General features: G+C 72.0%; 23 protein-coding genes. 11 read left to right on the forward strand and 12 right to left on the reverse strand.

Going from position 1 to position 24238, the window contains the following annotated elements:
- Positions 1-537: 537 nt before the first annotated feature.
- Entirely contained in the window at positions 538-1536 is a 999-nt protein-coding gene (gene trpS / locus ABT342_RS12260) for a tryptophan--tRNA ligase (protein WP_351571033.1), read from the forward strand.
- Here trpS and ABT342_RS12265 read toward each other — a convergent pair.
- Entirely contained in the window at positions 1506-2498 is a 993-nt protein-coding gene (locus ABT342_RS12265) for a GlxA family transcriptional regulator (protein WP_351571036.1), read from the reverse strand. The two genes, trpS and ABT342_RS12265, sit on opposite strands and share 31 nt — an antisense overlap.
- A gap of 74 nt (positions 2499-2572) precedes the next feature.
- Between ABT342_RS12265 and ABT342_RS12270 the strand changes: the two genes are divergently transcribed.
- A complete protein-coding gene (locus ABT342_RS12270; protein ID WP_351571039.1) occupies positions 2573-3160 on the forward strand; it encodes a cysteine hydrolase family protein in 588 nt (195 codons plus the stop codon).
- Here ABT342_RS12270 and proC read toward each other — a convergent pair whose 3' ends face one another.
- The 5 genes from proC to ABT342_RS12295 all read right to left on the reverse strand — a co-directional run bounded on the left by proC (position 3161) and on the right by ABT342_RS12295 (position 6867).
- Positions 3161-3970, reverse strand: a complete 810-nt coding sequence (proC, locus tag ABT342_RS12275; RefSeq protein ID WP_351571042.1) for a pyrroline-5-carboxylate reductase — start codon at positions 3968-3970, stop codon at positions 3161-3163. It lies immediately after the preceding gene.
- Positions 3971-4058: 88 nt separating this feature from the next.
- Positions 4059-4796: an ABC transporter permease gene (locus tag ABT342_RS12280; RefSeq protein WP_351571045.1), complete on the reverse strand. Its 738-nt coding sequence runs from the start codon at positions 4794-4796 to the stop codon at positions 4059-4061.
- Positions 4793-5584 (reverse strand): ABC transporter ATP-binding protein, encoded by a 792-nt coding sequence (locus ABT342_RS12285; RefSeq protein WP_351571047.1) that lies wholly within the window; start codon positions 5582-5584, stop codon positions 4793-4795. Before ABT342_RS12285 ends, ABT342_RS12280 begins: the two co-directional genes overlap by 4 nt.
- Positions 5585-5966: 382 nt before the next feature.
- Positions 5967-6518, reverse strand: coding sequence for a hypothetical protein (locus tag ABT342_RS12290; RefSeq protein ID WP_502965517.1), 552 nt, complete (start codon positions 6516-6518; stop codon positions 5967-5969).
- 34 nt (positions 6519-6552) lie between these two features.
- Complete coding sequence (locus tag ABT342_RS12295; protein ID WP_351571050.1) at positions 6553-6867, reverse strand: peptidase; 315 nt, start codon at positions 6865-6867, stop codon at positions 6553-6555.
- A gap of 126 nt (positions 6868-6993) precedes the next feature.
- Between ABT342_RS12295 and ABT342_RS12300 the strand changes: the two genes are divergently transcribed.
- The gene (locus ABT342_RS12300) at positions 6994-9306 is read left to right on the forward strand and encodes a protein kinase domain-containing protein (RefSeq protein ID WP_351571053.1); all 2313 of its coding nucleotides are present in this window, start codon (positions 6994-6996) and stop codon (positions 9304-9306) included.
- A gap of 323 nt (positions 9307-9629) precedes the next feature.
- Here the strand turns inward: ABT342_RS12300 and ilvD are convergent, their stop codons facing one another.
- The 4 genes from ilvD to ABT342_RS12320 all read right to left on the reverse strand — a co-directional run bounded on the left by ilvD (position 9630) and on the right by ABT342_RS12320 (position 14118).
- Complete coding sequence (ilvD, locus tag ABT342_RS12305) at positions 9630-11480, reverse strand: dihydroxy-acid dehydratase (protein WP_351571055.1); 1851 nt, start codon at positions 11478-11480, stop codon at positions 9630-9632.
- A 219-nt stretch (positions 11481-11699) separates the two neighbouring features.
- Positions 11700-12317 carry a TetR/AcrR family transcriptional regulator gene (locus ABT342_RS12310; protein ID WP_351571058.1) on the reverse strand — a complete coding sequence of 206 codons (618 nt, stop codon included), beginning with the start codon at positions 12315-12317 and terminating at the stop codon, positions 11700-11702.
- Positions 12314-13138, reverse strand: coding sequence for a sugar phosphate isomerase/epimerase family protein (locus ABT342_RS12315; protein WP_351571061.1), 825 nt, complete (start codon positions 13136-13138; stop codon positions 12314-12316). The genes ABT342_RS12310 and ABT342_RS12315 overlap by 4 nt, the downstream gene beginning before the upstream one ends.
- A 47-nt stretch (positions 13139-13185) precedes the next feature.
- Entirely contained in the window at positions 13186-14118 is a 933-nt protein-coding gene (locus tag ABT342_RS12320) for a Ppx/GppA family phosphatase (protein WP_351571064.1), read from the reverse strand.
- 40 nt (positions 14119-14158) lie between these two features.
- On the opposite strand from ABT342_RS12320, the gene ABT342_RS12325 reads away from it, so the two are divergent.
- Entirely contained in the window at positions 14159-14998 is an 840-nt protein-coding gene (locus ABT342_RS12325) for a DUF3109 family protein (protein ID WP_351571067.1), read from the forward strand.
- 75 nt (positions 14999-15073) lie between these two features.
- Here the strand turns inward: ABT342_RS12325 and ABT342_RS12330 are convergent, their stop codons facing one another.
- The gene (locus ABT342_RS12330; RefSeq protein ID WP_502965518.1) at positions 15074-16837 is read right to left on the reverse strand and encodes a BACON domain-containing protein; all 1764 of its coding nucleotides are present in this window, start codon (positions 16835-16837) and stop codon (positions 15074-15076) included.
- A 158-nt stretch (positions 16838-16995) separates the two neighbouring features.
- Here ABT342_RS12330 and radA point away from each other — a divergent pair, with 158 nt between their 5' ends.
- Positions 16996-18405, forward strand: coding sequence for a DNA repair protein RadA (gene radA / locus ABT342_RS12335; RefSeq protein WP_351571073.1), 1410 nt, complete (start codon positions 16996-16998; stop codon positions 18403-18405).
- Between the two features lie 44 nt (positions 18406-18449).
- Positions 18450-19583 (forward strand): DNA integrity scanning diadenylate cyclase DisA, encoded by a 1134-nt coding sequence (disA, locus tag ABT342_RS12340; RefSeq protein ID WP_351571076.1) that lies wholly within the window; start codon positions 18450-18452, stop codon positions 19581-19583.
- A gap of 409 nt (positions 19584-19992) precedes the next feature.
- On the opposite strand, the gene ABT342_RS12345 is transcribed toward disA, so the two are convergent.
- On the reverse strand, positions 19993-20823 hold the full coding sequence (locus ABT342_RS12345; RefSeq protein WP_351571079.1) for a hypothetical protein: 831 nt from the start codon (positions 20821-20823) through the stop codon (positions 19993-19995).
- A gap of 195 nt (positions 20824-21018) precedes the next feature.
- Between ABT342_RS12345 and ABT342_RS12350 the strand changes: the two genes are divergently transcribed.
- The 5 genes from ABT342_RS12350 (at position 21019) to ABT342_RS12370 (ending at position 24213) form a co-directional block, all read left to right on the forward strand.
- Positions 21019-21567 (forward strand): phosphatase PAP2 family protein, encoded by a 549-nt coding sequence (locus ABT342_RS12350; protein WP_351571082.1) that lies wholly within the window; start codon positions 21019-21021, stop codon positions 21565-21567.
- On the forward strand, positions 21555-21782 hold the full coding sequence (locus tag ABT342_RS12355) for a phosphatase PAP2 family protein (RefSeq protein WP_502965519.1): 228 nt from the start codon (positions 21555-21557) through the stop codon (positions 21780-21782). The genes ABT342_RS12350 and ABT342_RS12355 overlap by 13 nt, the downstream gene beginning before the upstream one ends.
- A gap of 22 nt (positions 21783-21804) precedes the next feature.
- Positions 21805-22752, forward strand: a complete 948-nt coding sequence (locus ABT342_RS12360) for an iron-sulfur binding domain-containing protein (RefSeq protein WP_351571085.1) — start codon at positions 21805-21807, stop codon at positions 22750-22752.
- Positions 22753-22921: 169 nt separating this feature from the next.
- Positions 22922-23527, forward strand: coding sequence for a SigE family RNA polymerase sigma factor (locus tag ABT342_RS12365; RefSeq protein WP_351571088.1), 606 nt, complete (start codon positions 22922-22924; stop codon positions 23525-23527).
- A 47-nt stretch (positions 23528-23574) separates the two neighbouring features.
- Positions 23575-24213 (forward strand): hypothetical protein, encoded by a 639-nt coding sequence (locus tag ABT342_RS12370; RefSeq protein WP_351571091.1) that lies wholly within the window; start codon positions 23575-23577, stop codon positions 24211-24213.
- Positions 24214-24238: the final 25 nt, after the last annotated feature.

Consider the following 24238-nt stretch of genomic DNA (forward strand, 5'->3'; position numbering starts at 1 on the left):
CGGGCTGCCGGGCTGTTCTTCGCTTTCGCGTTTCCCTTTCCGGCGGTTCCGACTCTATCAGATCCTTTCGGGCCTGATTCCCAGTCAGAGGGGGGTGTCTTTGCGGCTGTTGGGCCGTTCCGACGAGTGAGACTTTAGCGGAATCCTGGTCTCCGACGCTAATCGGGTTGCGCTCGCTCGAACGCGGATTCCTCATTTCGCAAAAGCGCACGGAAAGCGGCGCGACTGAGCGTCGCTCGCTTGGAGTGGTTCTTGCGGAATGGCTGTCCGGGGACCGACCGGAGTCGGCGCTCACGTCGGACAACTCGGAGAACACTACGGATCGGTGAATCTCATGTCAACCCGGGGGCAGGCCGGGTAGCCTCCGGTACATGACTACGCACGCGTGCATCCTTCAGTGGTGGGCCGCCTGACGGCGGCCGGCAGACACACGTGCACTTAACGGCCGCCGCCTCGGCGGCCGTTCGCGTATCTCCCTCCGGGAGCTCGGTCGCCGGTGGTGGCGGCTCCGACTGGACCGGACAGGGAGAAGAAGAGATGACGCGAATCTTCAGCGGGGTCAAGCCGACCGGACATCTGACGCTGGGGAACTACCTCGGGGCTGTGCGGCGGTGGGTGGAGGCGGACCAGCACAAGGCGGACGCGCTCTTCAGCGTGGTGGATCTGCATGCGCTGACCGTTGAGCACGAGCCGGCGCGCGTGCGCAGGCTCAGTCGGCAGGCCGCGACGCTCCTGCTCGCGGCGGGGCTGGATCCTGAGCGATGCACGCTCTTCGTGCAGAGCCACGTGGATGAGCACGCCCGGCTCTCGTACCTGCTCGAGTGCCTGGCAACGGACGGCGAGGTCCGTCGGATGGTCCAGTACAAGGAGAAGGGGACGCGTGCGCGGGCCGCCGGCGAGAGTGTGCGGCTGTCGTTGCTGACGTATCCCGTGCTCATGGCCGCGGACATCCTGGCCTACGGGACGGACGAGGTGCCGGTGGGTGACGACCAGACGCAGCATGTCGAGCTGACCAGGGACCTGGCAGTGCGGTTCAACCAGCGTTACGGGCACACCTTCACCGTGCCGAAAGCGACGCACCCGAAGGTCGCGGCTCGGGTGATGGATCTGCAGGAGCCCGGCTCGAAGATGGGGAAGTCCCATGAGTCCGGGGCAGGAATCATCTATCTGCTCGATGACGCGGATGTGGTCCGCCGGAAGATCATGCGGGCCGTGACGGACAGCGGGCAGGGCGTCGAGTACGACCGGGCGGGCAGTCCGGGGGTGGCGAATCTGCTCGACATTCTGTCCGCGTGCGAGAACGGGAACCCCGAAGCGCTGGCCGGTGTATATCAGTCGTACGGCGCGTTGAAGAAGGACACGGCCGAGGCGGTGGTGGAGCTGCTGAGGCCGGTGCGGGAGCGGCACGCGGAGCTGGCGGCCGATCCGGCGTATGTGGATGAAGTGCTGAGGTCGGGGGCCCGGCGCGCACGGGACATGGCTCGGCCTCTGGTGGATCGCGCCTATCAGGCGATCGGGCTGCTTCCGGCAGGCTGACGGAAGGCGGCGCGGTAGTCGCGCGGGCTGGTGGCGAGGTGAGTGGAGAAGTGCTGGCGCATGGTCACCTCGCTGCCGAAGCCCGTGCGGCGGGCGACTTCCGGGATGGGGTGATCGGTGAGTTCAAGGAGTTTCTGAGCGGCGGCGACTCGCTGGGTGATGAGCCAGTGGAGGGGAGTGGTGCCGGTGGTGGCCTGGAAGTGTCGGGCGAAGGAGCGGGGGGACATACCCGCGCGGGCGGCGAGTGAGGCCACGCTGTGGGGTTCCGCGAGGTGGTTGAGGGCGTAGTCGCGGATGGCGGCGAGAGTGTCTGCGTCCCGGTCGGCGCGTGGGGTGGGGTGCTCGATGAATTGCGCCTGGGTGCCGGTGCGGAAGGGCGCCGTGACCATCGAGCGGGCGATGGTTGCGGCCGCTTCGGCGCCGTGGGTGATGCGGACGAGGTGGAGACACAGATCGATGCCGGCGGCCGTGCCCGCGGAGGTCCAGATGTTGGCGTCGTGGAGGAAGAGGGCGTCGGGCACGACGCTGACCTGGGGGTGGTGCTCGCGGAAGAGGTGGATGAGGTTCCAGTGGGTGATCGCGCGGCGGCCGTCGAGCAGGCCGGCCTGGGCAAGTGTGAAGGCTCCCCCGCAGAGAGAGGCGATCGGGGTTCCCTGGGTGTGGGCACGGCGGAGGGCGTCGAGCACTGGTGGTGGTGCGGGGCTGAGGTGGTCGTCGAGGCCTGGGACGACGATCAGGTCGGCGCCGGTGAGCCAGCTGAGTGTGCGGTCGGGGGTGAGGCTGAGGCCGCCGCGCATAGGAATGGGGGTTCGACCGACGCCGGTGCGGTGGAGTTCGAAGGGGGGCACACCGCGATCGGTGCGGTCGACGCCCCAGACCTCGGTGATGACGGAGACGTCGAAGGCTCGGATGCCGGGAAAGGAGAGGAGTGCGATCCGCTGGGCTGCTGACGGAGCCGACATGGTGGCAGTAAACCATCGAACGCTGGCTTCTGGCCCTCTGTGGTGGTCGGCCCCCGGGCGACAGCATCGTGCACATGGAGATCGCAGAGAACGCAGCGCTGGTCGTCGTCGATGTACAGAAGGGGTTCGAGGAGGAGGACTTCTGGGGGCTTCGGAACAATCCGGAGGCGGACGCGAACATCGCCTCGCTGATCGATGCGTGGCAGGAGAGCGGCAGGCCGGTCGTCTTCGTACGACATGACTCGTCGAGCCCCCAGTCGCCGCTGCGGCCGGGGTACCGGGGGAACGACTTCAAGGAGTACGTGGAGGAACGGAGGGGGAAGGGCAGCGGGGCCGAGCTGCTGGTGACCAAGGCCGTGAACTCGGCGTTCTACGGGACGCCGGATCTGCGGGAGTGGTTCGGGGAGCAGGGCGTGCGGCAGATCGTGGTGGCCGGGATCCAGACCAACATGTGCGTGGAAACCACCGCGCGGATGGGCGGGAACCTTGGGTTCGAGGTGTTCTTCGCGCTCGACGCGACGCACACGTTCGATCTGACTGGGCCGTTCGGATGGACGGCGACCGCTGATGAGCTGGCGCGGGCCACCGCCGTGTCACTGCACGGCGGTGGGTTCGCCGAGGTCGTGACGGCTCAGGAGCTGGTCACTGCGGCCAAGGGGTGATCAGCCGTTGCCGGAGGCGAGCTCACGACTGCGGTCGCGGGCGGCCTCCAGGGCGGCGATGAGGGCGGCGCGCACACCGTGGTTCTCGAGTTCGCGGATCGCGCTGATGGTGGTGCCGGCCGGAGAGGTGACTGCTTCGCGGAGCTTCACCGGGTGTTCCCCGGAGTCGCGGAGCATGACGGCGGCACCGATGGCGGCCTGGACGATCAGGTCATGGGCCTGGGCACGGGGCAGGCCGAGGAGGATGCCGGCGTCGGTCATGGCTTCGACGAGGAAGTAGAAGTAGGCCGGGCCGGAGCCGGAGAGAGCGGTGGCGGCGTCCTGCTGGGACTCGGGGACGCGCAGGGTCTTGCCGACCGCGCCGAAGATCTCCTCGGTGTGGGCGAGGTGCTCGGCGGTGGCGTGGCTGCCGGCGGAGATGACGGACATGCCTTCGTCGACGAGGACGGGGGTGTTGGGCATGACACGGACAACGGGAGTGTTGGGGGTGAGGCGGTCCTCGATGGTCGCCGTGGTGATTCCGGCCGCGGCGCTGATGACGAGCCGGTCGGCGGTGACGTGGGTGGCGAGCTCGTCGAGGAGCTTGCCCATGTCCTGGGGCTTGACGGCGAGGATGAGGGTGTCGGCGCGCTTGGCCGCGTCGGCGTTGGTGACCGCCTCGACGCCGTAGCGGGCGTGGAGCTCCTCGGCCCGCTCGGCGCGGCGCGCGGTGACCAGGAGGGCGGAGGCGGGCCAGCCGGCCCGGATCATGCCGCTCAGCAGGGCCTCGCCGATCTTGCCGGTGCCGAGGACGGCGACTGTCTGGGTCATGCGGGTCACCTCGTCGGTGGGGATGTGCGCTGTACGTGGCCATCCTTCCATCGCGGGAGCTGAGGTGTCGGTGGTGTCCGAGGCGCGGTCATGTGGTGCGGCGGCGGAGGGTGGCCGCGCCGAGGGCGAGGACGAGGAGGGCGCATGAGGCGACGATGAGGGCGTCGCGGATGAAGTCGGCGGTGACGTCGGTATGGCGGAGGACTTCGTCCATGCCGTCGACGGCGTACGACATGGGCAGGACGTTCGAGATGCCTTCGAGGACCGGGTGCATGGCGTCCCGGGCGGTGAACAGGCCGCAGAGCAGGAGCTGGGGGAAGATCACGGCCGGCATGAACTGGACCGCCTGGAATTCGGAGGCGGCGAAGGCGGAGACGAACAGGCCGAGGGCGGTGCCGAGCAGCGCGTCCAGCAGGGCGACGAGGAGGAGCAGCCAGGGGGAGCCGATGACGTCGAGCCCCAGGAACCAGACCGCGAGGCCGGTGGCGAGGGCGGACTGGATGATCGCGAGCAGTCCGAAGGCGAGGGCGTAGCCGGCGATCAGGTCGACCTTGCCCAGCGGCATGGCGAGCAGGCGTTCCAGGGTGCCGGAGGTGCGTTCGCGCAGGGTGGCGATCGAGGTGATCAGGAACATGGTGATGAGCGGGAAGATGCCGAGCAGTGACGCGCCGATGCCGTCGAAGGTGCGCGGGCTGCCGTCGAAGACGTAGCGCAGCAGGAAGAGCATCACGCACGGCACGAGGAGCATCAGGGCGATCGAGCGGGGGTCGTGGCACAGCTGGCGCAGGACGCGGGCGGCGGTGGCGAGCGTGCGGGCGGCGTTCATCGGGCGGGCTCCTGGAGAGCGTTGGCCGTGTCGACGAGGTGGAGGAAGGCGTCTTCGACGGTGGCGGTGTCGTTGCGGCGGCGCAGCGCGTCGGGGGTGTCGTCGGCGAGGAGTTCGCCCTCGCGCAGGAGCAGGAGGCGGTGGCAGCGTTCGGCTTCGTCCATGACGTGGGAGGAGACGAGGATCGTGGTGCCCCGGTCGGCGGCGATGCGGTGGAAGAGGTCCCACAGGTCGCGGCGGAGGACCGGGTCGAGGCCGACGGTGGGTTCATCGAGGACGAGCAGCTCCGGGGTGCCGAGGAGGGCGACGGCGAGGGAGACGCGGTTGCGTTGTCCGCCGGAGAGCTTGCCTGCGAGGGCGTCGGCGTGGGTGCCGAGGTCGACATCGGCGATCGCCCGGGTGACGTGCTGGTGGCGGCGATCGGCGGCGGCGCGGCCGGGGTCGAGGATCGCGGCGAAGTAGTCGAGATTCTGCCGGACGGTCAGGTCGTCGTAGACGGAGGGGGCTTGGGTGACGTAGCCGATTCGGGAGCGGAGGGAGGCGTTGCCCGCGGGGCGGCCGAGGACTTCGAGGGTGCCGGTGACTTTGGCCTGGGTGCCGACGACGGCGCGCATGAGGGTCGACTTGCCGCAGCCGGAGGGGCCGAGGAGTCCGGTGATCTGGCCGGGCGGGACGTCGAAGGTGAGGTTGCGGAGGACGGTGCGGTTGCCTCGTACGGCGGTGAGGTCGCGGGCGTGGATGGCGGGGCTTGCGACGCCCGCGGCGCCCCCCGGAGCATTATTCACCATGCGATGAATAATGCTCCGGGGGTGGGTACGCGTCAAGAAGTCGTGCGGGTACCGGCCGAGGCGGCGAGTTCGCTGCTGAGGGAGCCCCCCCCCACCCGCGACGGCGAGGGAGCCGGGGCCGCGCCCGAGGCGTTTGTGCGAGGCGGCGGACTCGGCGGTGTGAGCGCGCTCGACGGCGGGCGCGGTGCGGCTGCCGAGGGCGTGGACCAGGCGGTCGTACGGGAGGACGCGGCCGTTGTCCGTTTGCCGGGGCTCATGACCGCGTCGGTCTCGGTGATCCGCCCACATGCACCGTTAACGCGAAGCCCCCCGCCGCGTCGACGAACCGGCCTGCTCATGCTCCTGCTTCGTGTCTGTCCTCAGGAGGCACGGAATGTGGCGGTCAGCGGCGCTTGGGCTTCTTCTTCCTGCCCGCCGGGTTGCCGGTGCGGGTGGTGCGGCGCTTCTCGTACTGGGCGACGGCGGTCTCGTACTCCGTGCGCAGCAGCTCCTCGCCCGGGGCCTCGGTGAGCGAGCGGACGAAGTAGGCGAGGAGCGAGCCGATGAAGCCGATCGCCTTCAGGCTCCGGAGGGATTCCTCGCGGCCGGGGTCCGCGGGGCGGCGGGTGAAGCCCTCCCAGGTCTTGCGGAAGGCGATGGCGCTGCAGATCGCGAACATGACGATCACCAGGCTGTTGACGAAGCCGCCGGCCTTGGCGGTCTCCAGCCCCTGGTAGGCGAGCCGGAGGACGAGACAGCCGCCGGCGGCGGCGGCGAGCGAGCCGATGGCGACGGCGGCACGGCGCCAGGCGTAGCCGCCGTCGTGGCCGACCCACGTCGTGCCGAAGAAGCGGATCGTTTCGGGGCGCGGACCGGTGCGGGCGGTGCCACCGGTGGTGGCACCGGGTTCGCCGCCGGTGCCGCCGTCGCTGGGTGCTTCGTGGTTCTCGCTCACGGGGTCGATTATCCCCGCGAGCGGGGCGGTGCGGTCAGGCGCAGCGCACGGCGACGTAGCCGTCGCTGCCGGTGTTCACGAACGCGTCGGAGACGAACTCACCGTTGCCGATGTTGTCCCAGAGGTTCGTGGTCCCGTACGGGCCGGTGACCCTTTCCCCCGGGGACTGGCAGTTGATCGGCACCCGGGCGCCGTACGTCAGCACCCTGATGAGCATGTAGTTGGTGCCCGGGCCGCTGCGGACGTTCAGCCGCACGCCCGGGGCGACCGGATACCGCCGGGCCGCGCGCGGCTCGACCGACGCGGCCGCGAGCTCGTCCGTCGTCTGTGGTGCTTCTTCGATGGCCATTGCGGGCCTCCCCCGTTTGTCCGAAAGCAGTGCGGCGCGCAGGCTAGCAAGCCGCTGCGGTCTCGTACGAACCATCGACTAGGCTCCGTGAGTCGCGCTTGCGGACAAAGAACACGGGGGTGGGCGATGTCACCGCCGCGCAGCACCGGGCCGGTCCCGGAAGCGGAACATTCGGAGCACGCAGAACACGCGGGGCAGTACCGCCTTGAGGAGTGCCTGGGCTCGGGCGGCATGGGCGTCGTCCATCTGGCCACGTCCGCCTCGGGGTTGCGCCTCGCGGTCAAGGTCGTGCATGCGGAGCACGCGACGGAGCCCGAGTTCAGGGCCCGTTTCCGGCAGGAGGTGGCCGCTGCCCGCAGGGTGAGCGGTGCGTTCACCGCGCCTGTCGTCGACGCCGATCCCGAGGCCGCGCGGCCGTGGATGGCGACGTTGTTCATCGATGGCCCGACCCTCTCCGAACGCGTCAAGCGGAATGGCCCGTTGGGCGTCGACGAGCTGCGCAGGGTGGGCTCGGGGCTGGCCGAGGCGCTGCGCGACATCCACCGCGCGGGTGTCGTCCACCGCGATCTCAAGCCGAGCAACGTGCTGCTGGCGGCCGATGGCCCGAAGGTCATCGACTTCGGCATCTCGCGCCCGTCGGACAGCGATCTGCGCACGGAGACGGGGAAGCTGATCGGCACGCCGCCGTTCATGGCGCCCGAGCAGTTCCAGCGGCCGCGCGATGTCGGCCCGGCCGCCGATGTTTTCGCGATGGGCGCGGTCCTGGTGCACGCGGCCACCGGGCGGGGTCCGTTCGACTCCGACAGCCCGTACATCGTGGCGTACCAGGTCGTGCACAACGAGCCGGATCTGGCAGGGGTCCCCGCGGAACTCGCGCCGCTGCTGGCCCGTTGCCTGGCCAAGCAGCCCGAGGACCGGCCGACGCCGGGCGAGGTGATGGCCGAGCTGCGGGCGCCGGCGGGGGATGTGGCGACGGCGTTCATACCGCTGCAGCGGGGGGCTCTCGGGGAGCAGGGGCCCGGGGGCGCGGCACCGGGAGGACCGGAGAAGGAGGAGGAGGCCGGGGCGAGGTCGGGGGGCGGCTCGCGAGGCAGGGCCAAGGCTGGGGCCGGGGCGGAGACTGGGGCTGGGGCCGCGGTCGGGCGGCGGCGCGGCGTACGCAAGGCCGTCATCGGCGTCGCCGTGGCCGCACTGCTCGTGGGCGCGTACGCCGGAGTCCGCGCCGCGTCGGACGACAGCGGCCGCCCCGCCGGTACCGCGCCCGGCGCGGCGCGGCCCTTCGCCCCCTGGCAGGCCACGCTCGCGCAGACCGGCAGCACGCACCGGACGCCCGTCTGCTCCTCCTCCGGCGAGTCGCTGTACTGCTCCGCGCCGGGGGTCATGGCCACCCGCCTGGACACGGCCGACGGCAAACCGCTGTGGTCACGCAGCACCGCCGGGAGCGCCGGGAGCGCCGGGACCGGGTACGACGGCAGCGCCCCGGTGCTGTCCGGCGGCCTGCTGCACGTCAACGTCACCACGGCGGGCGGCGGAGGCAAGCGGCTCGAAGCGCTGGACCCGGAATCGGGTGCCACGCGGTGGGGCGTCGACATCGGCTCGCACACGACGGTCGGTCACGGGCGCGACTCCGTGCTGCTGATCGGCGCGGATGGGGCCGTACAGGCGCTCCACAGCGCTTCCGGCGAGGAGCGGTGGCGGAAGAGGCACGGCGGGACGGGGACCCTGTGGGCGGTGGGGTCGGCGGGACCGACCGAGTCGGCAGGGGCGAGTGGGTCTGCGGGGTCGGCCGGGTCTGTGGGACCGGGGGCTGCGGAGGCGGCGGATGCCTCGGGGAGCACCGCGTACGCCGTCACGCCGCAGGCCGACGGCGCGAGCACGATCGTCCGGGCGGTCTCCGCCGAGAGCGGCGATGTGCGGTGGGAGAAGCGCCTGAGCGGGTTGCTGACACCGGTGCGGGCGGCGTCGGACGGATCCCTGTTCCTGCTGGCGGGCGACGCCGACGGATTCGCGACCGCTGTCGTACGTCTGGACACGGCCACCCGCGAGGTGCGGCGCGTCGAGCTGCCCGTCGACGTCGACCAGGCGCAGGCCGAGGCGGCGGGCTCCATGGTGTACGTGGTCGGCGCGGCGGGCTCGCTGCTAGCGATCGACACGGCCGGCGGGGAGCAGCGGTGGCGGGTGGAGACGTACGTGTCCCCCGCGTCGCGGCCCGTCGTCGATGACGGGCGGGTCTATCTGAGCGGGGCGGACGGGCGGCTGGTGGCGGTGGACGCCGAGCGGGGTGAGGTGCTCGGGCAGACGAAGCCCCGGATGAGTGCGGGGCGTTCCGCGTACGCGCCCAGGCTGCCGGCGCCCGTCGTGGTCGGCGGCAAGGTGTTCGCGACCGCGCCGGACGGGTCCGTGTTCGCCGTGGACGGGCGGGAGCCGGGGCGCTGGTGAGGTGGTCTGGCCCCGGGGGCGGTGGTGGGGTGGCGTGGCCCTGGGGGCGTGGTGGGGTGGCGTGGCCCCGGGGTGCGTAGGGTGCGGGACGGTGGCCCTGCGGGGCTTTTTCCCCTACCCGCCCCTTCCCGAACTGGGGCTCCGCCCCGGACCCCGCGCCTCAAACGCCGGCGAGGCTGAATGATCCGGGGCCGCTGTCCCGGACCCCGCGTCTCGATCGCCGGCAGGGCTGAACGCAAACGACGGCGGGGCTGGGAAACGCAGCGGAGGGCCGCCGTACAGGGGCCTGGGGCCGTCGAGCCCCCAGGCCACCCCACCAGGCCTCAGCCCAGCTTCGACACGTCCCGCACCGCGCCCTTGTCCGCGCTCGTCGCCATCGCCGCGTACGCCTTCAGCGCCGCCGAGACCTTGCGTTCGCGGTTCTTCGGCGCGTACACGCCGCCCAGGGCCTCGCGGCGGGCGGTCAGGGTGGCGTCGTCGACGACGAGTTCGATGGAGCGGTTGGGGATGTCGATGCGGATCAGGTCGCCGTCCTCGACGAGGGCGATCGTGCCACCGGAGGCGGCTTCCGGGGAGGCGTGGCCGATCGAGAGGCCCGACGTACCGCCGGAGAAGCGGCCGTCCGTCACCAGGGCGCAGGTCTTGCCCAGACCACGGCCCTTGAGGAAGGACGTCGGGTAGAGCATCTCCTGCATGCCGGGGCCGCCGCGCGGTCCCTCGTAGCGGATGACGACGACGTCGCCGTCCTTGACCTGCTTGGTGAGGATCTTCTCGACGGCCTCGTCCTGCGACTCGCACACGACGGCCGGGCCCTCGAAGGTCCAGATCGACTCGTCGACACCGGCTGTCTTCACGACGCAACCGTCGACGGCCAGGTTGCCCTTCAGGACGGCGAGGCCGCCGTCCTTGGAGTAGGCGTGCTCGACGGAGCGGATGCAGCCGTTCTCCGCGTCCAGGTCGAGGGATTCCCAGCGCTCGGACTGCGAGAAGGCGGTCGCGGAGCGGACACAGCCGGGGGCCGCGTGCCAGAGCTCGACAGCCTCGGCGGAGGGGGAGCCTCCGCGGACGTCCCAGGTCTTGATCCACTCGGCGAGCGAGGAGGAGTGGACGGTGTTCACGTCCTCGTTCAGCATCCCGCCGCGGTAGAGCTCACCGAGGATGGCGGGGATGCCGCCGGCCCGGTGGACGTCCTCCATGTAGTACGTGCCACCAGGAGCGACGTTCGGCGCGACCTTGGCCAGGCAGGGGACGCGGCGCGAGACGGCGTCGATGTCCTTGAGGTCGTAGTCGAGCTCGGCCTCCTGGGCGGCGGCGAGCAGGTGCAGGATCGTGTTGGTCGAGCCGCCCATGGCGATGTCGAGGGCCATGGCGTTCTCGAAGGCCTCGCGGGTGGCGATGTTGCGCGGCAGGACGGATTCGTCGCCCTGCTCGTAGTAGCGCTTGGTGATCTCGACGACCGTACGGCCCGCGTTCTCGTACAGGGCCTTGCGGGCGGTGTGGGTGGCGAGAACCGAGCCGTTGCCGGGGAGGGCGAGGCCGATGGCCTCGGCAAGGCAGTTCATCGAGTTGGCGGTGAACATGCCGGAACAGGAGCCGCAGGTCGGGCAGGCGTTCTCCTCGATGCGGAGGACGTCCTCGTCCGACACGTTCTCGTTGGACGCGTCGACCATCGCGTCGATCAGGTCGAGCTTGCGGACGGTGCCGTCGACGAGGGTGGCCTGGCCGGCCTCCATCGGGCCGCCGGAGACGAAGATCGCCGGGATGTTCAGGCGCATGGCGGCCATGAGCATGCCGGGGGTGATCTTGTCGCAGTTGGAGATGCAGATCAGGGCGTCGGCGCAGTGCGCCTCGACCATGTACTCCACGCTGTCCGCGATCAGGTCGCGGGAGGGCAGGGAGTAGAGCATTCCGGCGTGGCCCATGGCGATGCCGTCGTCGACCGCGATGGTGTTGAACTCGCGCGGGACGGCGCCGGCCGCGCGGATGGCGTCGGAGACGATCCGGCCGACCGGGGCGAGGTGCGTGTGGCCCGGGACGAACTCGGTGAAGGAGTTGGCGACGGCGATGATCGGCTTCCCGATGTCCTCGCTCGCTACGCCCGACGCCCGCATAAGGGCGCGGGCGCCCGCCATGTTGCGGCCGTGGGTGACTGTGCGGGACCTCAGCTCGGGCATCGTCGCTCGCTCCTTCAGGCAGTTGTGGCTGATTCGAGCGTACGCCTCGACTCCAAGATCTGGACGCCACGTCCGGAATACGGGACGGGGGTCCGCCTTTCGGTCAGCGCCGGACGGGCCCTTCGGCGAGGCCGGGACAGGCCCCGGACGGGCCCCGGGAAAGCCCGTCGGCCGGTCCCCGGGCAGGGTCCGTCGGCCGGTCCCCGCCAGGCCCCTCGGTCAGGCTTCCGTCAAGTACCGCTGAAGCGTCGGCGCGACGAGCGCCACGATCTCCTCCGTGTCCACCGAGGCCAGCGGCTCCGCCTTGATCACGTAACGGAGGATCGCGATGCCGACCATGTGCGAGGCCGCCAGCTCCGCGCGGAACGTCGGGTTCGGTACGTCGAGATCCGCCGCCACCCGCTCCAGCAGCCGCCGCAGCACGAAGCCGCGCAGCACCTTCGCCGCCGCCTCGTACGTCAGCGCCGAGCGGATGACCGCCAGCAGCGGGGCGCGGGTCGCCGGGTTCTCCCAGACACCGAGGAAGTAACGGGCCAGCCGTTCGCCGATGTCCTCCGTACCCGCTCCGAGGATCACCGGGATGGCGAGGGCGGGCTCGAAGGAGACCTCGATGGCGGCCGCGAAGACCTCGTCCTTCGTACCGAAGTAGTGGTGTACGAGCGCCGGGTCGACGCCCGCCGCCTTGGCGATGCCACGTACCGACGTCTTGTCGTAGCCGCGTTCGGCGAATTCCGTACGGGCCGCCTCCAGGATGCGTTCGCGGGCGCCGGGGCCGGTCTCCGCCTGGGCGCGGGAGGGGCGGCCGCGCCTCCTGGGGGCAGCGGGGCCGTTCGTCATGAACCCGTGGTCCGGGCCGCCGACGCGAGGTGGAGCCGGGTGAAGGCCAGCGCCTCGGCGAGGTCGGCCTCGCGTTCGGCCGCGGACATCGCCCGCCGCGTGTTGACCTCGATGACGACATGGCCGTCGAACCCGGTGCGGGCGAGCCGCTCCAGCAGCTCGGCGCACGGCTGGTCGCCGCGCCCCGGCACCAGGTGCTCGTCCTTCGCCGAGCCCTTGCCGTCGGCGAGGTGCACGTGCCCGAGCCGGTCTCCCATCCGGTCGACCATCGCCATGGTGTCGACACGGGACGTCGCCGTGTGCGAGAGGTCGACCGTGAAGTGCCGGTAGTCCTCCTTGGTGACGTCCCAGTCCGGGGCGTACGCGAGCATCTCGCGGTCCCGGTAGCGCCACGGGTACATGTTCTCGACGGCGAAGCGGACGTCCGTCTCGTTCGCCATGCGCCAGATGCCGGAGACGAAGTCGCGGGCGTACTGCCGCTGCCAGCGGAACGGCGGATGGACGACGACGGTCGACGCCCCGAGCTTCTCGGCGGCCGACTGCGCCCGCTGCAGCTTCACCCACGGGTCGCTGGACCACACGCGCTGGGTGATCAGCAAACAGGGCGCGTGGACCGCCAGGATCGGCACCTCGTGGTAGTCGGAGAGCCTGCGCAGCGCCTCGATGTCCTGGCTGACGGGGTCGGTCCACACCATGACCTCGACCCCGTCGTAGCCGAGGCGCGCGGCGATCTCGAAGGCCGTAGCCGTCGACTCCGGATAGACGGAAGCCGTCGACAGGGCGACCTTCGCATCCGGGATGCGCACCACTGGTTCTGCCACGAGGGACAGCGTACGGGCCTTGCGCGCAGGCATCATCAGCCGTCGGCTCAGCCGTTGGGCAGGTGGTCGAGGCGGCGCAGGATCACGCCCTCGCGCAGCGCCCAGGGGCAGATCTCCAGCTCGTCGACGCCGAACAGGTCCATCGCACCCTCCGCGACCAGCGCTCCGGCCACCAGCTGCCCCGCACGTCCCTCGGAGACACCGGGCAGCGTGGCGCGCTGGGCGGTGTTCATGGCGGCGAGCTTGGGCACCCACTCCTCCAGTGAGGTGTGGCTCAGGGTGCGCTGCACGTACAGGCCGTCGCCGGAGCGCGCGGCGCCCGCGATGCGCGCCAGCTGCTTGAAGGTCTTGGAGGTGGCGACGATGTGGTCGGGCTTCCCGAAGCGGCTGAACTCGTGGACCGTACGGGCGATGCTCGCCCGCACGTGGCGGCGCAGCGCCCGTACGTCCTGCGGGTCGGGCGGGTCGCCGGGCAGCATGGCGCCGGTCAGCCGGCCCGCGCCGAGCGGCAGGCTGACGGCCGCGTCGGGCTCCTCGTCGATGCCGTACGCGATCTCCAGCGAGCCGCCGCCGATGTCGAGGACCAGCAGCCTTCCCGCGGACCAGCCGAACCAGCGGCGGGCGGCGAGGAAGGTGAGCCGGGCCTCCTCCGCGCCGCTGAGGACCTGGAGATCGACTCCGGTGACTGCCTTGACCCGGGCCAGTACGTCGTCGGCGTTGGTGGCCTCGCGCACGGCGGAGGTCGCGAACGGGAGCACCTCCTCGCAGCCCTTGTCCTCGGCGGCCTGCTGCGCGTCGACGACGGTCGCGATGAGCCGGTCGACGCCTTCGGGGCCGATCGCTCCGTCCTCGTCGAGGAGTTCGGCGAGGCGCAGCTCGGCCTTGTGCGAGTGGGCGGGCAGCGGCCTGGCACCGGGGTGGGCGTCCACCACCAGCAGGTGCACCGTGTTCGAACCGACGTCGAGGACTCCGAGTCTCATGTACGGAACGCTAACTCGGCCACGCGCATACCCTTGACTCGTGCCAAAGACGAAAAAGGCGAAGCCGGACAAAGCCGGTTCGAAGAAGCCCGCACCCTCCCGTTCCTCCGCCAGGGCTGATGAGGCGGACGAGAAGGGGCTGGACTTTCCGCGCGCGTGGGTGGAGTTCCCGGATCCCGCCGACGAGGAACAGGTCTTCCGCTGCGACCTGACCTGGCTCACCTCGCGCTGGACGTGCATCTTCGGCAGCGGCTGCCAGGGCATCCAGGCGGGGCGGGCGGACGACGGCTGCTGCACGCTCGGAGCGCACTTCTCGGACGAGGACGACGAGAAGCGGGTCGCGGAGCATGTGGCACGTCTCACTCCGGAGCTGTGGCAGTTCCACGACGTGGGCAGCGAGTCGGGCTGGGTGGAGCTCGACGAGGACGGCGACCGTCAGACGCGCCGCTGGAAGGGCTCCTGCATCTTCCAGAACCGTCCCGGGTTCGCCGGGGGCGCGGGGTGCTCGCTGCACATCCTGGCGCTGCGCGAGGGCCGGGAGCCGCTGGAGACGAAGCCCGATGTGTGCTGGCAGCTGCCGGTGCGGCGGACGTACGAGTGGATCGACCGGCCGGACGACACCCGGGTGCTCCAGGTCTCGATCGGCGAGTACGACCGCAGGGGCTGGGGTCCGGGCGGGCACGATCTGCACTGGTGGTGCACGTCGGCGACATCGGCACACGGGGCGGGTGAGCCGGTGTACGTGACGTACCGGCCCGAGCTGACCGAGCTGATGGGCAAGCAGGCGTACGACGTACTGGTGGGGCTGTGCGAGGCCCGTCTTGCCAGTCAGCTGCCGTTGGTGGCGCCGCACCCGGCGGATCCGGCGGATCCGGCGTAGGCCGTGGGCTGTGAGCCGTAGGCCGTGGGCCGTGGCTCAGGTAGGGCTTGAGCGCGGCTCGGGAGAAACGCTTCGTCAGGGCGACGTGCCGGGGTCCTCGGACGTGGGCACGGAGGGGGACGAAGGCGGGGGCAGTGGGCTCGGGTCCGTGGACGGCTCGGGTTCCGTAGGGGTGGGCGTCGGTGTCGGGGTCGGCTCGGACGGCGACGGGGGCGGCGTCGCGCCGTGGCCGTCGATCTCCAGCACCGCGCCGGACGGGTCCACGCCCACCCGCGCGCTCCAGGCACCGGCCGGTTCGGCGGAGTGGTCCACGGAGACGTACACCGTGACGGTCTCGCCTGGGTGCAGCGTGCCGGAGGTGACGTCGGCGTAGAGCCAGGGGGCGTCGGTCCACAGCGTCCACGCCACGGCTGCCCCGCCCGTCGCCGTCAGCGTGATCATCGTGGTGTCGCCGGAGCCGGAGGGCTGCGCCGAGACGGTGAGCCGACCGGGGCCGGCCTGCCCCGGTGGCGCCGCGGAACCCGGATGGCCGGGGGCCGAGGGCGAACCGGGCGGCAGGCCGGGGCTGACGACCTCGACGGAGATCGCGGGCGAGGGGCCGCCGGCGGTAGCCGGGGGGTCGGGTTCGGTGCGGGCGTTCCCCGCGTTCTCGTAGTGGTCGTACGGGCCGTAGGGGCCGTAGGGGCCGCCCTCCAGGCCGTGCGGCTCCCCCGCCTCACCGGCGGAGACCGAGGCGCCGCCGTGGCCCTCGCCGGTCAGCGGGGCGCCCCGGTACGCCGCCCAGAGCGCGAGCACGGGCGCGGCGACGACCGTGGCGACGACGGTCGTGGTGAGCGCGCGGGCGCGCAGCCGGTCGCGCCGGGCCGCGTGGTCCTTGGGGTCCATGGGGAACCCGTCCCGCCCGAAGCGCGGCGCCCCCGCACGCGTCCGAGGGGCGTGCAGCATCGCCACGTACGCGGCGGCCCGCGGCGCCGGTACGAGGGGCAGCCTGGCGGGAGTGACGGCCGAGCCGGGCCAGGGCCCCGCGGCCTGGACGCGCTCGGCGGCGCGACGGCAGCGCGGACAGTCGTCCACGTGCCGGACGAGCTCGCGGCGCAGTGTGGCGGAGAGCAGTACCTGATGGTCACCGGCGAGCCGGGCGACCGACGGGCAGTTGCCCTTCTCCACGACGGCGAGGGCGGCGCTCGTGCGCTCCACCTCACAGGCGGCGGAGGCCAGCAGCTCGCGCGCGGCGGCGGGCGGCATGCCGAGGACGGCGGCGACCTCGCGCGGGCCGAGCTGGTGGCGCACCGCGAGCTCCAGCGCCTCGCGCTGCTCGGGGGTGGTGCCGGCCGCCTCAGGCCAGGCCAGCCGGGCCAGTTCGGCACGCTGCCGCTCCAGGACATCGGCAGGGACGCGTGGGGCCTCCTCGGAGACGCGCGAGGCTCCTCCGGAGACGGCGGGCGGACGGGCACTGTGCGCGCCCTGGCCGTGCGCGCCCTGGCCGTGCGCCCCTCGGCCGTGCGCCCCCTGCCGGTTGCGCCGCCGCTCGGCGAGAGCGCGCAGACAGGCCCAGCGCGCCAGCGCGTACAGCCACGCCCTGCGCCCGGCCTCATCGGCGGGACAGCGCGCGAACTGCCTCTCGGAGACGGCCAGTACGTCGCCGAGCGCGGCGGTCGCCGCGTCGTGGTCGCAGAGCACGGAGAGGCAGTACGTGAACAGCCCGTCCAGATGCGCCTCGTACCGCGCGGGCGGCGTCTGCCCGAGAGTGGGCCTCATCCCGGCAGGCCGGGGCGCACGGCGGTTCGCCCGGTGTGCGCCGGTGGTGTGCGTGGGGGGCTCCAGCCTGCTGCTCGTCACCCGGCGACCGTAGGCAGAGCCGGGCATACCGTTCGCACCGCTTGGACGCATTTAATCCTTACGGGTGAACGTATCCCCCAAAAGGGGACAGGGGCCCGCGATGGCCCGCGATTCCCGCCGCGGACACGGTTGTCAGTGGGTGCCGATACGGTTCGTACATGGCTGCCCGTACGAAAACCGCGAAGGACCGGCCGTCCTACCGCTGCACCGAGTGCGGCTGGACGACCGCCAAGTGGCTCGGTCGCTGCCCCGAGTGCCAGGCCTGGGGGACGGTCGAGGAGTACGGCGCGCCCGCGATCCGTACCACCGCCGCCGGCCGGGTCACCAACGCCGCGGTGCCCATCGGCCAGGTCGACGGCCGGCAGGCCACCGCCCGCAGCACGGGCGTCGACGAGCTGGACCGGGTGCTCGGCGGCGGGCTGGTGCCGGGGGCGGTCGTGCTGCTCGCGGGCGAGCCGGGCGTCGGCAAGTCCACCCTCCTGCTGGACGTCGCGGCGAAGGCCGCGAGCGACGACCACCGCACGTTGTACGTCACGGGCGAGGAGTCGGCGAGCCAGGTCCGCCTGCGCGCGGACCGGATCAACGCGCTGAGCGACCATCTCTATCTGGCCGCCGAGACCGACCTCTCCGCCGTCCTCGGACATCTCGACGCGGTCAAGCCCTCGCTGCTGATCCTGGACTCGGTGCAGACCGTGGCCTCCCCCGAGATCGACGGGGCGCCCGGCGGCATGGCGCAGGTCCGCGAGGTCGCGGGCGCGCTGATCCGCGCGTCCAAGGAGCGCGGGATGTCCACGCTGCTGGTGGGCCATGTCACCAAGGACGGCGCGATCGCGGGGCCCCGGCTGCTGGAGCACCTCGTCGACGTCGTGCTGCACTTCGAGGGCGACCGGCATGCGCGCCTGCGGCTCGTACGGGGCGTCAAGAACCGTTACGGGGCGACGGACGAGGTCGGCTGCTTCGAGCTGCACGACGAGGGCATCGTCGGGCTCGCCGACCCCAGCGGGCTGTTCCTGACCCGGCGGGACGAGCCGGTCCCCGGCACGTGCCTCACGGTGACGCTGGAGGGCCGCCGGCCGCTCGTCGCCGAGGTGCAGGCGCTGACCGTCGACTCGCAGATCCCCTCGCCCCGGCGTACGACCTCGGGCCTGGAGACCTCCCGGGTGTCGATGATGCTGGCCGTGCTGGAGCAGCGCGGCCGGATCAGCGCCCTGGGCAAGCGGGACATCTACAGCGCGACGGTCGGCGGTGTGAAGCTCTCCGAGCCCGCCGCGGACCTGGCGATCGCCCTCGCGCTCGCCTCCGCGGCCAGTGACACCCCGCTGCCGAAGAACCTGGTCGCGATCGGCGAGGTCGGTCTCGCGGGCGAGGTGAGGCGGGTCACGGGCGTCCAGCGCAGGCTTGCCGAGGCGCACCGGCTGGGCTTCACCCACGCGCTGGTGCCGTCCGACCCGGGGAAGGTCCCGGCCGGTATGAAGGTCACGGAAGTCGCCGACATGGGGGACGCGCTGAGGGTGCTCCCGCGCGGGCGTAGGACAGAGGCCCCACGGGGCGAGGACGCGCGCCGGTAGACTTTTCCCTGGTCTCGCCCATCCGTACGAGCCGGAGGAGTGCAGTGGCAGCCAACGACCGGGCAGCAGCTCCCGGAAAGTCCGGCGGAGGCTCCGGGGGATCCGGCACGGAAGCGCTGATGCGCGCCTCTCTCAGTGCGGTCGCCCCGGGCACCGCCCTGCGCGACGGCCTGGAGCGCATCCTCCGGGGCAACACCGGAGGCCTGATCGTCCTCGGCATGGACAAAACGGTCGAATCGATGTGCACGGGCGGCTTCGTCCTGGACGTGGAGTTCACCGCGACGCGGCTGCGTGAGCTGTGCAAGCTCGACGGCGCGCTCATCATCGACAAGGACATCACCAAGATCCTCCGGGCGGGCGTTCAGCTGGTCCCGGACGCGTCCATCCCGACCGAGGAGACCGGCACCCGGCACCGCACCGCGGACCGGGTCTCCAAGCAGTGCGGCTTCCCGGTCGTGTCCGTATCGCAGTCGATGCGGCTGATCGCGCTGTACGTGGACGGGGAGCGGCGGGTCCTGGAGGAGTCCGCGGCGATCCTGTCCCGGGCCAACCAGGCGCTGGCGACGCTCGAGCGCTACAAGCTGCGGCTGGACGAGGTCGCCGGGACACTCTCCGCGCTGGAGATCGAGGACCTGGTGACGGTCCGCGACGTCACGGCGGTGGCGCAGCGCCTGGAGATGGTCCGCCGGATCGCCACGGAGATCGCCGAGTACGTGGTGGAGCTCGGCACCGACGGGCGGCTCCTCGCCCTCCAGCTGGACGAGCTGATCGCGGGCGTGGAGCCCGAGCGGGAGTTGGTCATCCGGGACTACGTCCCCGAGCCGACGGCGAAGCGGTCCCGTACGGTCGACGAGGCCCTCATCGAGCTGAACGCGCTGACGCACGCGGAGCTGCTGGAACTGCCCATCGTGGCACGGGCGTTGGGCTACAGCGGATCGCCCGAGACGCTCGACTCCGCGGTCTCGCCTCGTGGTTACCGGCTGCTGGCGAAGGTGCCGCGGCTGCCCGGGGCGATCATCGAGCGGCTCGTCGAGCACTTCGGCGGCCTGCAGAAGCTGCTCGCCGCGAGCGTCGACGACCTCCAGACGGTCGACGGCGTCGGCGAGGCGCGTGCGCGCAGCGTACGGGAGGGGCTGTCGCGGCTGGCGGAGTCGTCGATCCTGGAGCGCTACGTCTGATCTCGCGGGGGCGGGAGCCGTACGCCGGCTCCACGCGCGGGCGCGTGCCGCTGGGGGCTTCGCCCGCCCCGGGTCCCGTACGGGGTTCGGGGAGCGCGGCGCGGTGGTGTCCGGGCTGGGGCGCGCAGGGCGCCTGCGGCGGGGACTTCTTCTCCCCGCCCCGCCCCTTCCCGAACTGGGGGGCAAGCCCCCAGACCCCCGTACGGCCTTCGGCCGTGTCCTCAAACGCCGGACGGGCCCCAAAGGAGCGCCGCTGGGGGTCCCCCCACACCCGCTAGGGCGTAGGGGGAGATTGAGGCGCGGGGTACGGGGCAGAGCCCCGGCGGGGGTCCGGGGGCGGAGCCCCCGCAAAGGGGGCCTGGGGGCTTGCCCCCAGTTCGGGGAGGCGCGGGGAGAAGAAGCCGCCGGCCTACGCCCGCTGCAGGCTGAACGACTCCGGGGGCACGGTCGTGCCGGGGAAGGTGGTCGCGACGCGGTAGCGGCCGGGCGGGAGCTGGGTGGGTGCTGGGGTGGCGCACTGGGGGGCGCTGCGGCTGCGGTCCCAGTCGACCGTGTGCGTGATCGTCGCGCCCGCCGGGACCCTCAGCAGCAGGCTGCCGCCGTCGCGCGGGCAGTCGCTCGACGACCACACCGCCTTGCCGGCGCTGTCGCTGATGGTCAACACCGCGGCCTTCGGGCCGAAGTCGGCCTTGCAGGTGACGGACGACGTGTTCTTCGCGGCGAGCTGGAAGCGGGGCCGCTCCCCCGGCCCGTACGGGTCACCGATGCTGCGCAGCGCCAACTGCAGGGCTCCCGGAGTGCAGTTGGGCAGGAGAGATCCGGCCGGGACCCGCTGGCCGGCGCTCCCGCCGCCGCCGTTCACCGCGCCGCTCGCGCCCGGGTCGCCGTTCTTGCCGCCTTCGTTGCCGCCCGCGTCGGCCCCGGTGCTCGTACCACCGACCTGGCCACCGCCTCCGGCTCCGTCGCTGTCGCCGGGGTCCTCCGACTCGTCGCGTCCGCCGGGGCGTTCGCTGATCGCGGGACCGGAGGGGTCGGGTCCGGGCGTGATGACATCGGTCGGCGGCGCCTCGCCCGCCTTAGCGTCGTCCCCGGCCTTGCCCACTCCTCCGCCGCCACCGGAAGTGAGCAGCATCCACACGGCCACGACCGCGAGCAGCGCGAGCAAGGACAGCGCGATTGCCCTCCGTCGCCAGTAGATGGAGGAGGGAAGCGGCCCGACCGGATTGCGCAGAGATCCCACGTACCGAACTGTACGAGAGATCGGCGGCAACTCCCGCCCCACCCGCCGCCTGGGCTCACCGACTTCTGACGATCATCATCCCGCGCGGAGCGGGCCCAACCCGGCCAAGCCGGTCAACCCCCCACTTTCGTCAGGGGTGATGGTGGCCGATCGCCACATGTGATGCTCCATGCCTCGCACCTACGGTCCCTCACCATGAGCACCGACATCTACCTGGACGTCACCGACTTCGCCCGTAACACGCCTCATTGGGTCCAGCAGCTCGCCGAACTCTGGACGGAGGCAGGGCTGCTGGTGTTCGGGGTGCTGTTCGTCGTCGCCTGGTGGCGGGCGCGTGCCGACAGCACGCGAGCGCTGGCGACGGCCGTGCTCGCGCCGCTCGCGACCGCGGCGGCCTATGTGTGCAGCGAGTCCCTGAAGTCGCTGGTGGACGAGGAGCGTCCGTGCCGCGCGGTCGCGAGCGCCGTCGCGTCGCTCGTGCCGTGTCCGCCCACGGGCGACTGGTCGTTCCCCAGCAACCACGCCACCATCGCCGGTGCGGCGGCCGTCGCACTCGTGCTCGTACGACCGGGGTCGAGGCCGGGACGCGGCCCGGCACCCGGTGGGGGACGGGGGCCCGGACCCGGTCGGGGACGCGGCCCGGCACCCCGTCGGGAACGGGGCACAGGACCCGGCCCCGGCCCCCGCCCCGGCCTCGACCCCGGACGGGGATCGCGTGGCTCACCGTGCCCATGGCGCTGCTGATGGCGTTCTCGCGGGTCTTCGTCGGGGTCCACTATCCGCACGACGTGGCCGTGGGCCTGCTGCTGGGCGCGGCCGTCGCGGTGGTGCTCGTACGGGCGGGGGAACGGCCCGCCGCCGCCCTGGTCGGGGCCGTGCGCACGAGCAGGTCACCGCTCGCCCGCGCGCTCGTCGGCCCCGGTGACGTCACGGAGCGCATACGCCGAGCCCGGCCCTGAACATGCCAGGATCGGAGGTGCCATGACTGCGACCGACATCCCCTCCCCCGCGTCCGACGTTCCCGCCGACCCGACCGTCCGCACGCCTGCCCGTGGCCCCAGCGACCTCCACGGCCCCGTCCTCGCCTGGTTCGACCAGCACGCCCGCGATCTCCCCTGGCGCCGCCCCGAGGCAGGCGCCTGGGGCGTGATGGTCAGCGAGTTCATGCTGCAGCAGACCCCGGTCAGCCGGGTGCTCCCGGTGTACGAACAGTGGCTGGCCCGCTGGCCGCGCCCCGCCGATCTGGCCGCCGAGGCGTCCGGCGAGGCGGTGCGCGCCTGGGGCCGCCTCGGCTATCCCCGCCGGGCGCTGCGGCTGCACGGGGCGGCGGTGGCGATAACGGAGCGGCACGGCGGCGACGTACCGCGCGAGCACGCGCAGCTCCTCGCGCTGCCCGGGATCGGCGAGTACACCGCGGCGGCGGTCGCCTCGTTCGCGTACGGGCAGCGGCACGCGGTGCTCGACACCAACGTCCGCCGTGTGTTCGCCCGCGCCGCCGGCGGCATCCAGTACCCGCCGAACGCGACGACCGCCGCCGAGCGCCGGCTGGCCCGCGCGCTGCTGCCCGAGGACGAGGCGACGGCGGCGCGCTGGGCGGCCGCCTCGATGGAGCTCGGCGCGCTCGTCTGCACCGCTCGTAACGAGGACTGCGCGCGGTGCCCGGTCGCCGGGGTGTGCGCCTGGCGGCTGGCCGGGAAGCCCGCGCACGACGGGCCGCCGAGGCGCGGCCAGACGTACGCGGGCACGGACCGCCAGGTGCGCGGCAAGCTCCTCGCCGTGCTGCGGGACGCCGTGACGCCGGTGCCGCGCTCGGCCCTGGAGCGGGTGTGGGACGAGCCGGTGCAGCGGGACCGTGCCCTGGATGGTCTCGTTGCGGACGGTTTGGTCGAACCGCTGGAGAATGACAGGTTCCGGTTGCCTCAAACCTGAGATTCGCTGGAATTCCGGCGCTGTTACACAACCGATGGATGGCCGTGCGCCCTCCGACGGCTGACCCGCACAGCCCCGTGACAACAGCTCCGTAGGTTCTTGTCCGCAAGGAAGACCACGGAAACGCACAGCTTGTCACGGGGTTGACACGGGGACGGAGGCGGTTGGAATGGCGCACGGCGAGGTGCTCGAATTCGAGGAGTACGTACGCACACGGCAGGAGGCCCTGCTGCGCAGCGCCCGGCGCCTGGTCCCCGACCCCGTCGACGCCCAGGACCTGCTCCAGACGGCGCTGGTCCGTACGTACGGCCGCTGGGACGGCATAGCCGACAAGTCGCTGGCCGACGCGTACCTCCGCCGCGTCATGATCAACACGCGCACCGAGTGGTGGCGTGCGCGCAAGCTGGAAGAGGTCCCGACCGAGCAGCTGCCCGAATCGATCGTCGAGGACGCCACCGAGCAGCACGCGGACCGGGCCCTGCTCATGGACATACTCAAGGTGCTCGCGCCCAAGCAGCGCAGTGTCGTGGTGCTGCGGCACTGGGAGCAGATGAGCACGGAGGAGACGGCCGCCGCGCTCGGCATGTCGACAGGTACGGTGAAGAGCACGCTGCACCGGGCCCTCGCCCGGCTCCGCCAGGAGCTGGAGAGCCGTGAGCTGGAGGGTCGCGGCCTCGCGGGCCGCAGCCTGACGGGCGCGGTCGTCCCGAGGCAGCGTGCGGACCGTACGCACATACGTGGTGAGGAACGGGGGCGGGAGCGGTGCGCGGCCTGAGCAGAGGCGGCAGCAACCCCGGAGGCGGCAGGACCGCCGCCGGAGGCATGGGCCCATGGGCGGCGAGTGGCACGGCGATGGCCGGGCTCGCCGCCTTCGGGCTGCTCGCGGTCGGTTGCTCGACCGGGGGCACGGGCACCCGGGACGAGGGACCGGCCCGTACGGACACGGTGGCGCGGACACCCCCGCCCGTCACGCCCTCCACCACGTCGGCCCCGGTCAAGAAGGTCGACGCGGCCCGGCTGGTCCTGGGGGACCCGAAGGTCAGCAAGCAGGTGAAGGCCGACCTGAAGCCGTGCGCGCAGGACGCCTACCCCATCGACACGTCCTACGGGAATCTCACGGACGGCCCGGCGCACGATGTCGTGGTCAATGTGATGACGTGCGGAGACGCGGTGGGCATCGGCACGTACGTCTACCGCCGGGTCGACGACACCTACAAGAATGTCTTCGCGGTCGAGGCGCCCGCGGTCTATTCGACGATCGACCGCGGCGATCTGGTCGTGACCCAGCAGGTGTACGCGAAGGGCGACCCGGTCTCGTACCCCTCCGGCGAGATCGTGACCACGTACCGGTGGTCGGCGAACAAGTTCACCGAGTACGACCGGGTGGAGAACGAGTACAGCAGGGTCGTCGACGGCGATGTCGTCGAGGAGCCCCAGCCCGCCTCACCGGGCGAGAGCTGAAGACCGATCACCGACAGCAGACAGC

Source organism: Streptomyces sp. NPDC000410 (genome assembly GCF_040300305.1).
In the GTDB taxonomy this organism is placed as follows: Bacteria; Actinomycetota; Actinomycetes; order Streptomycetales; family Streptomycetaceae; genus Streptomyces.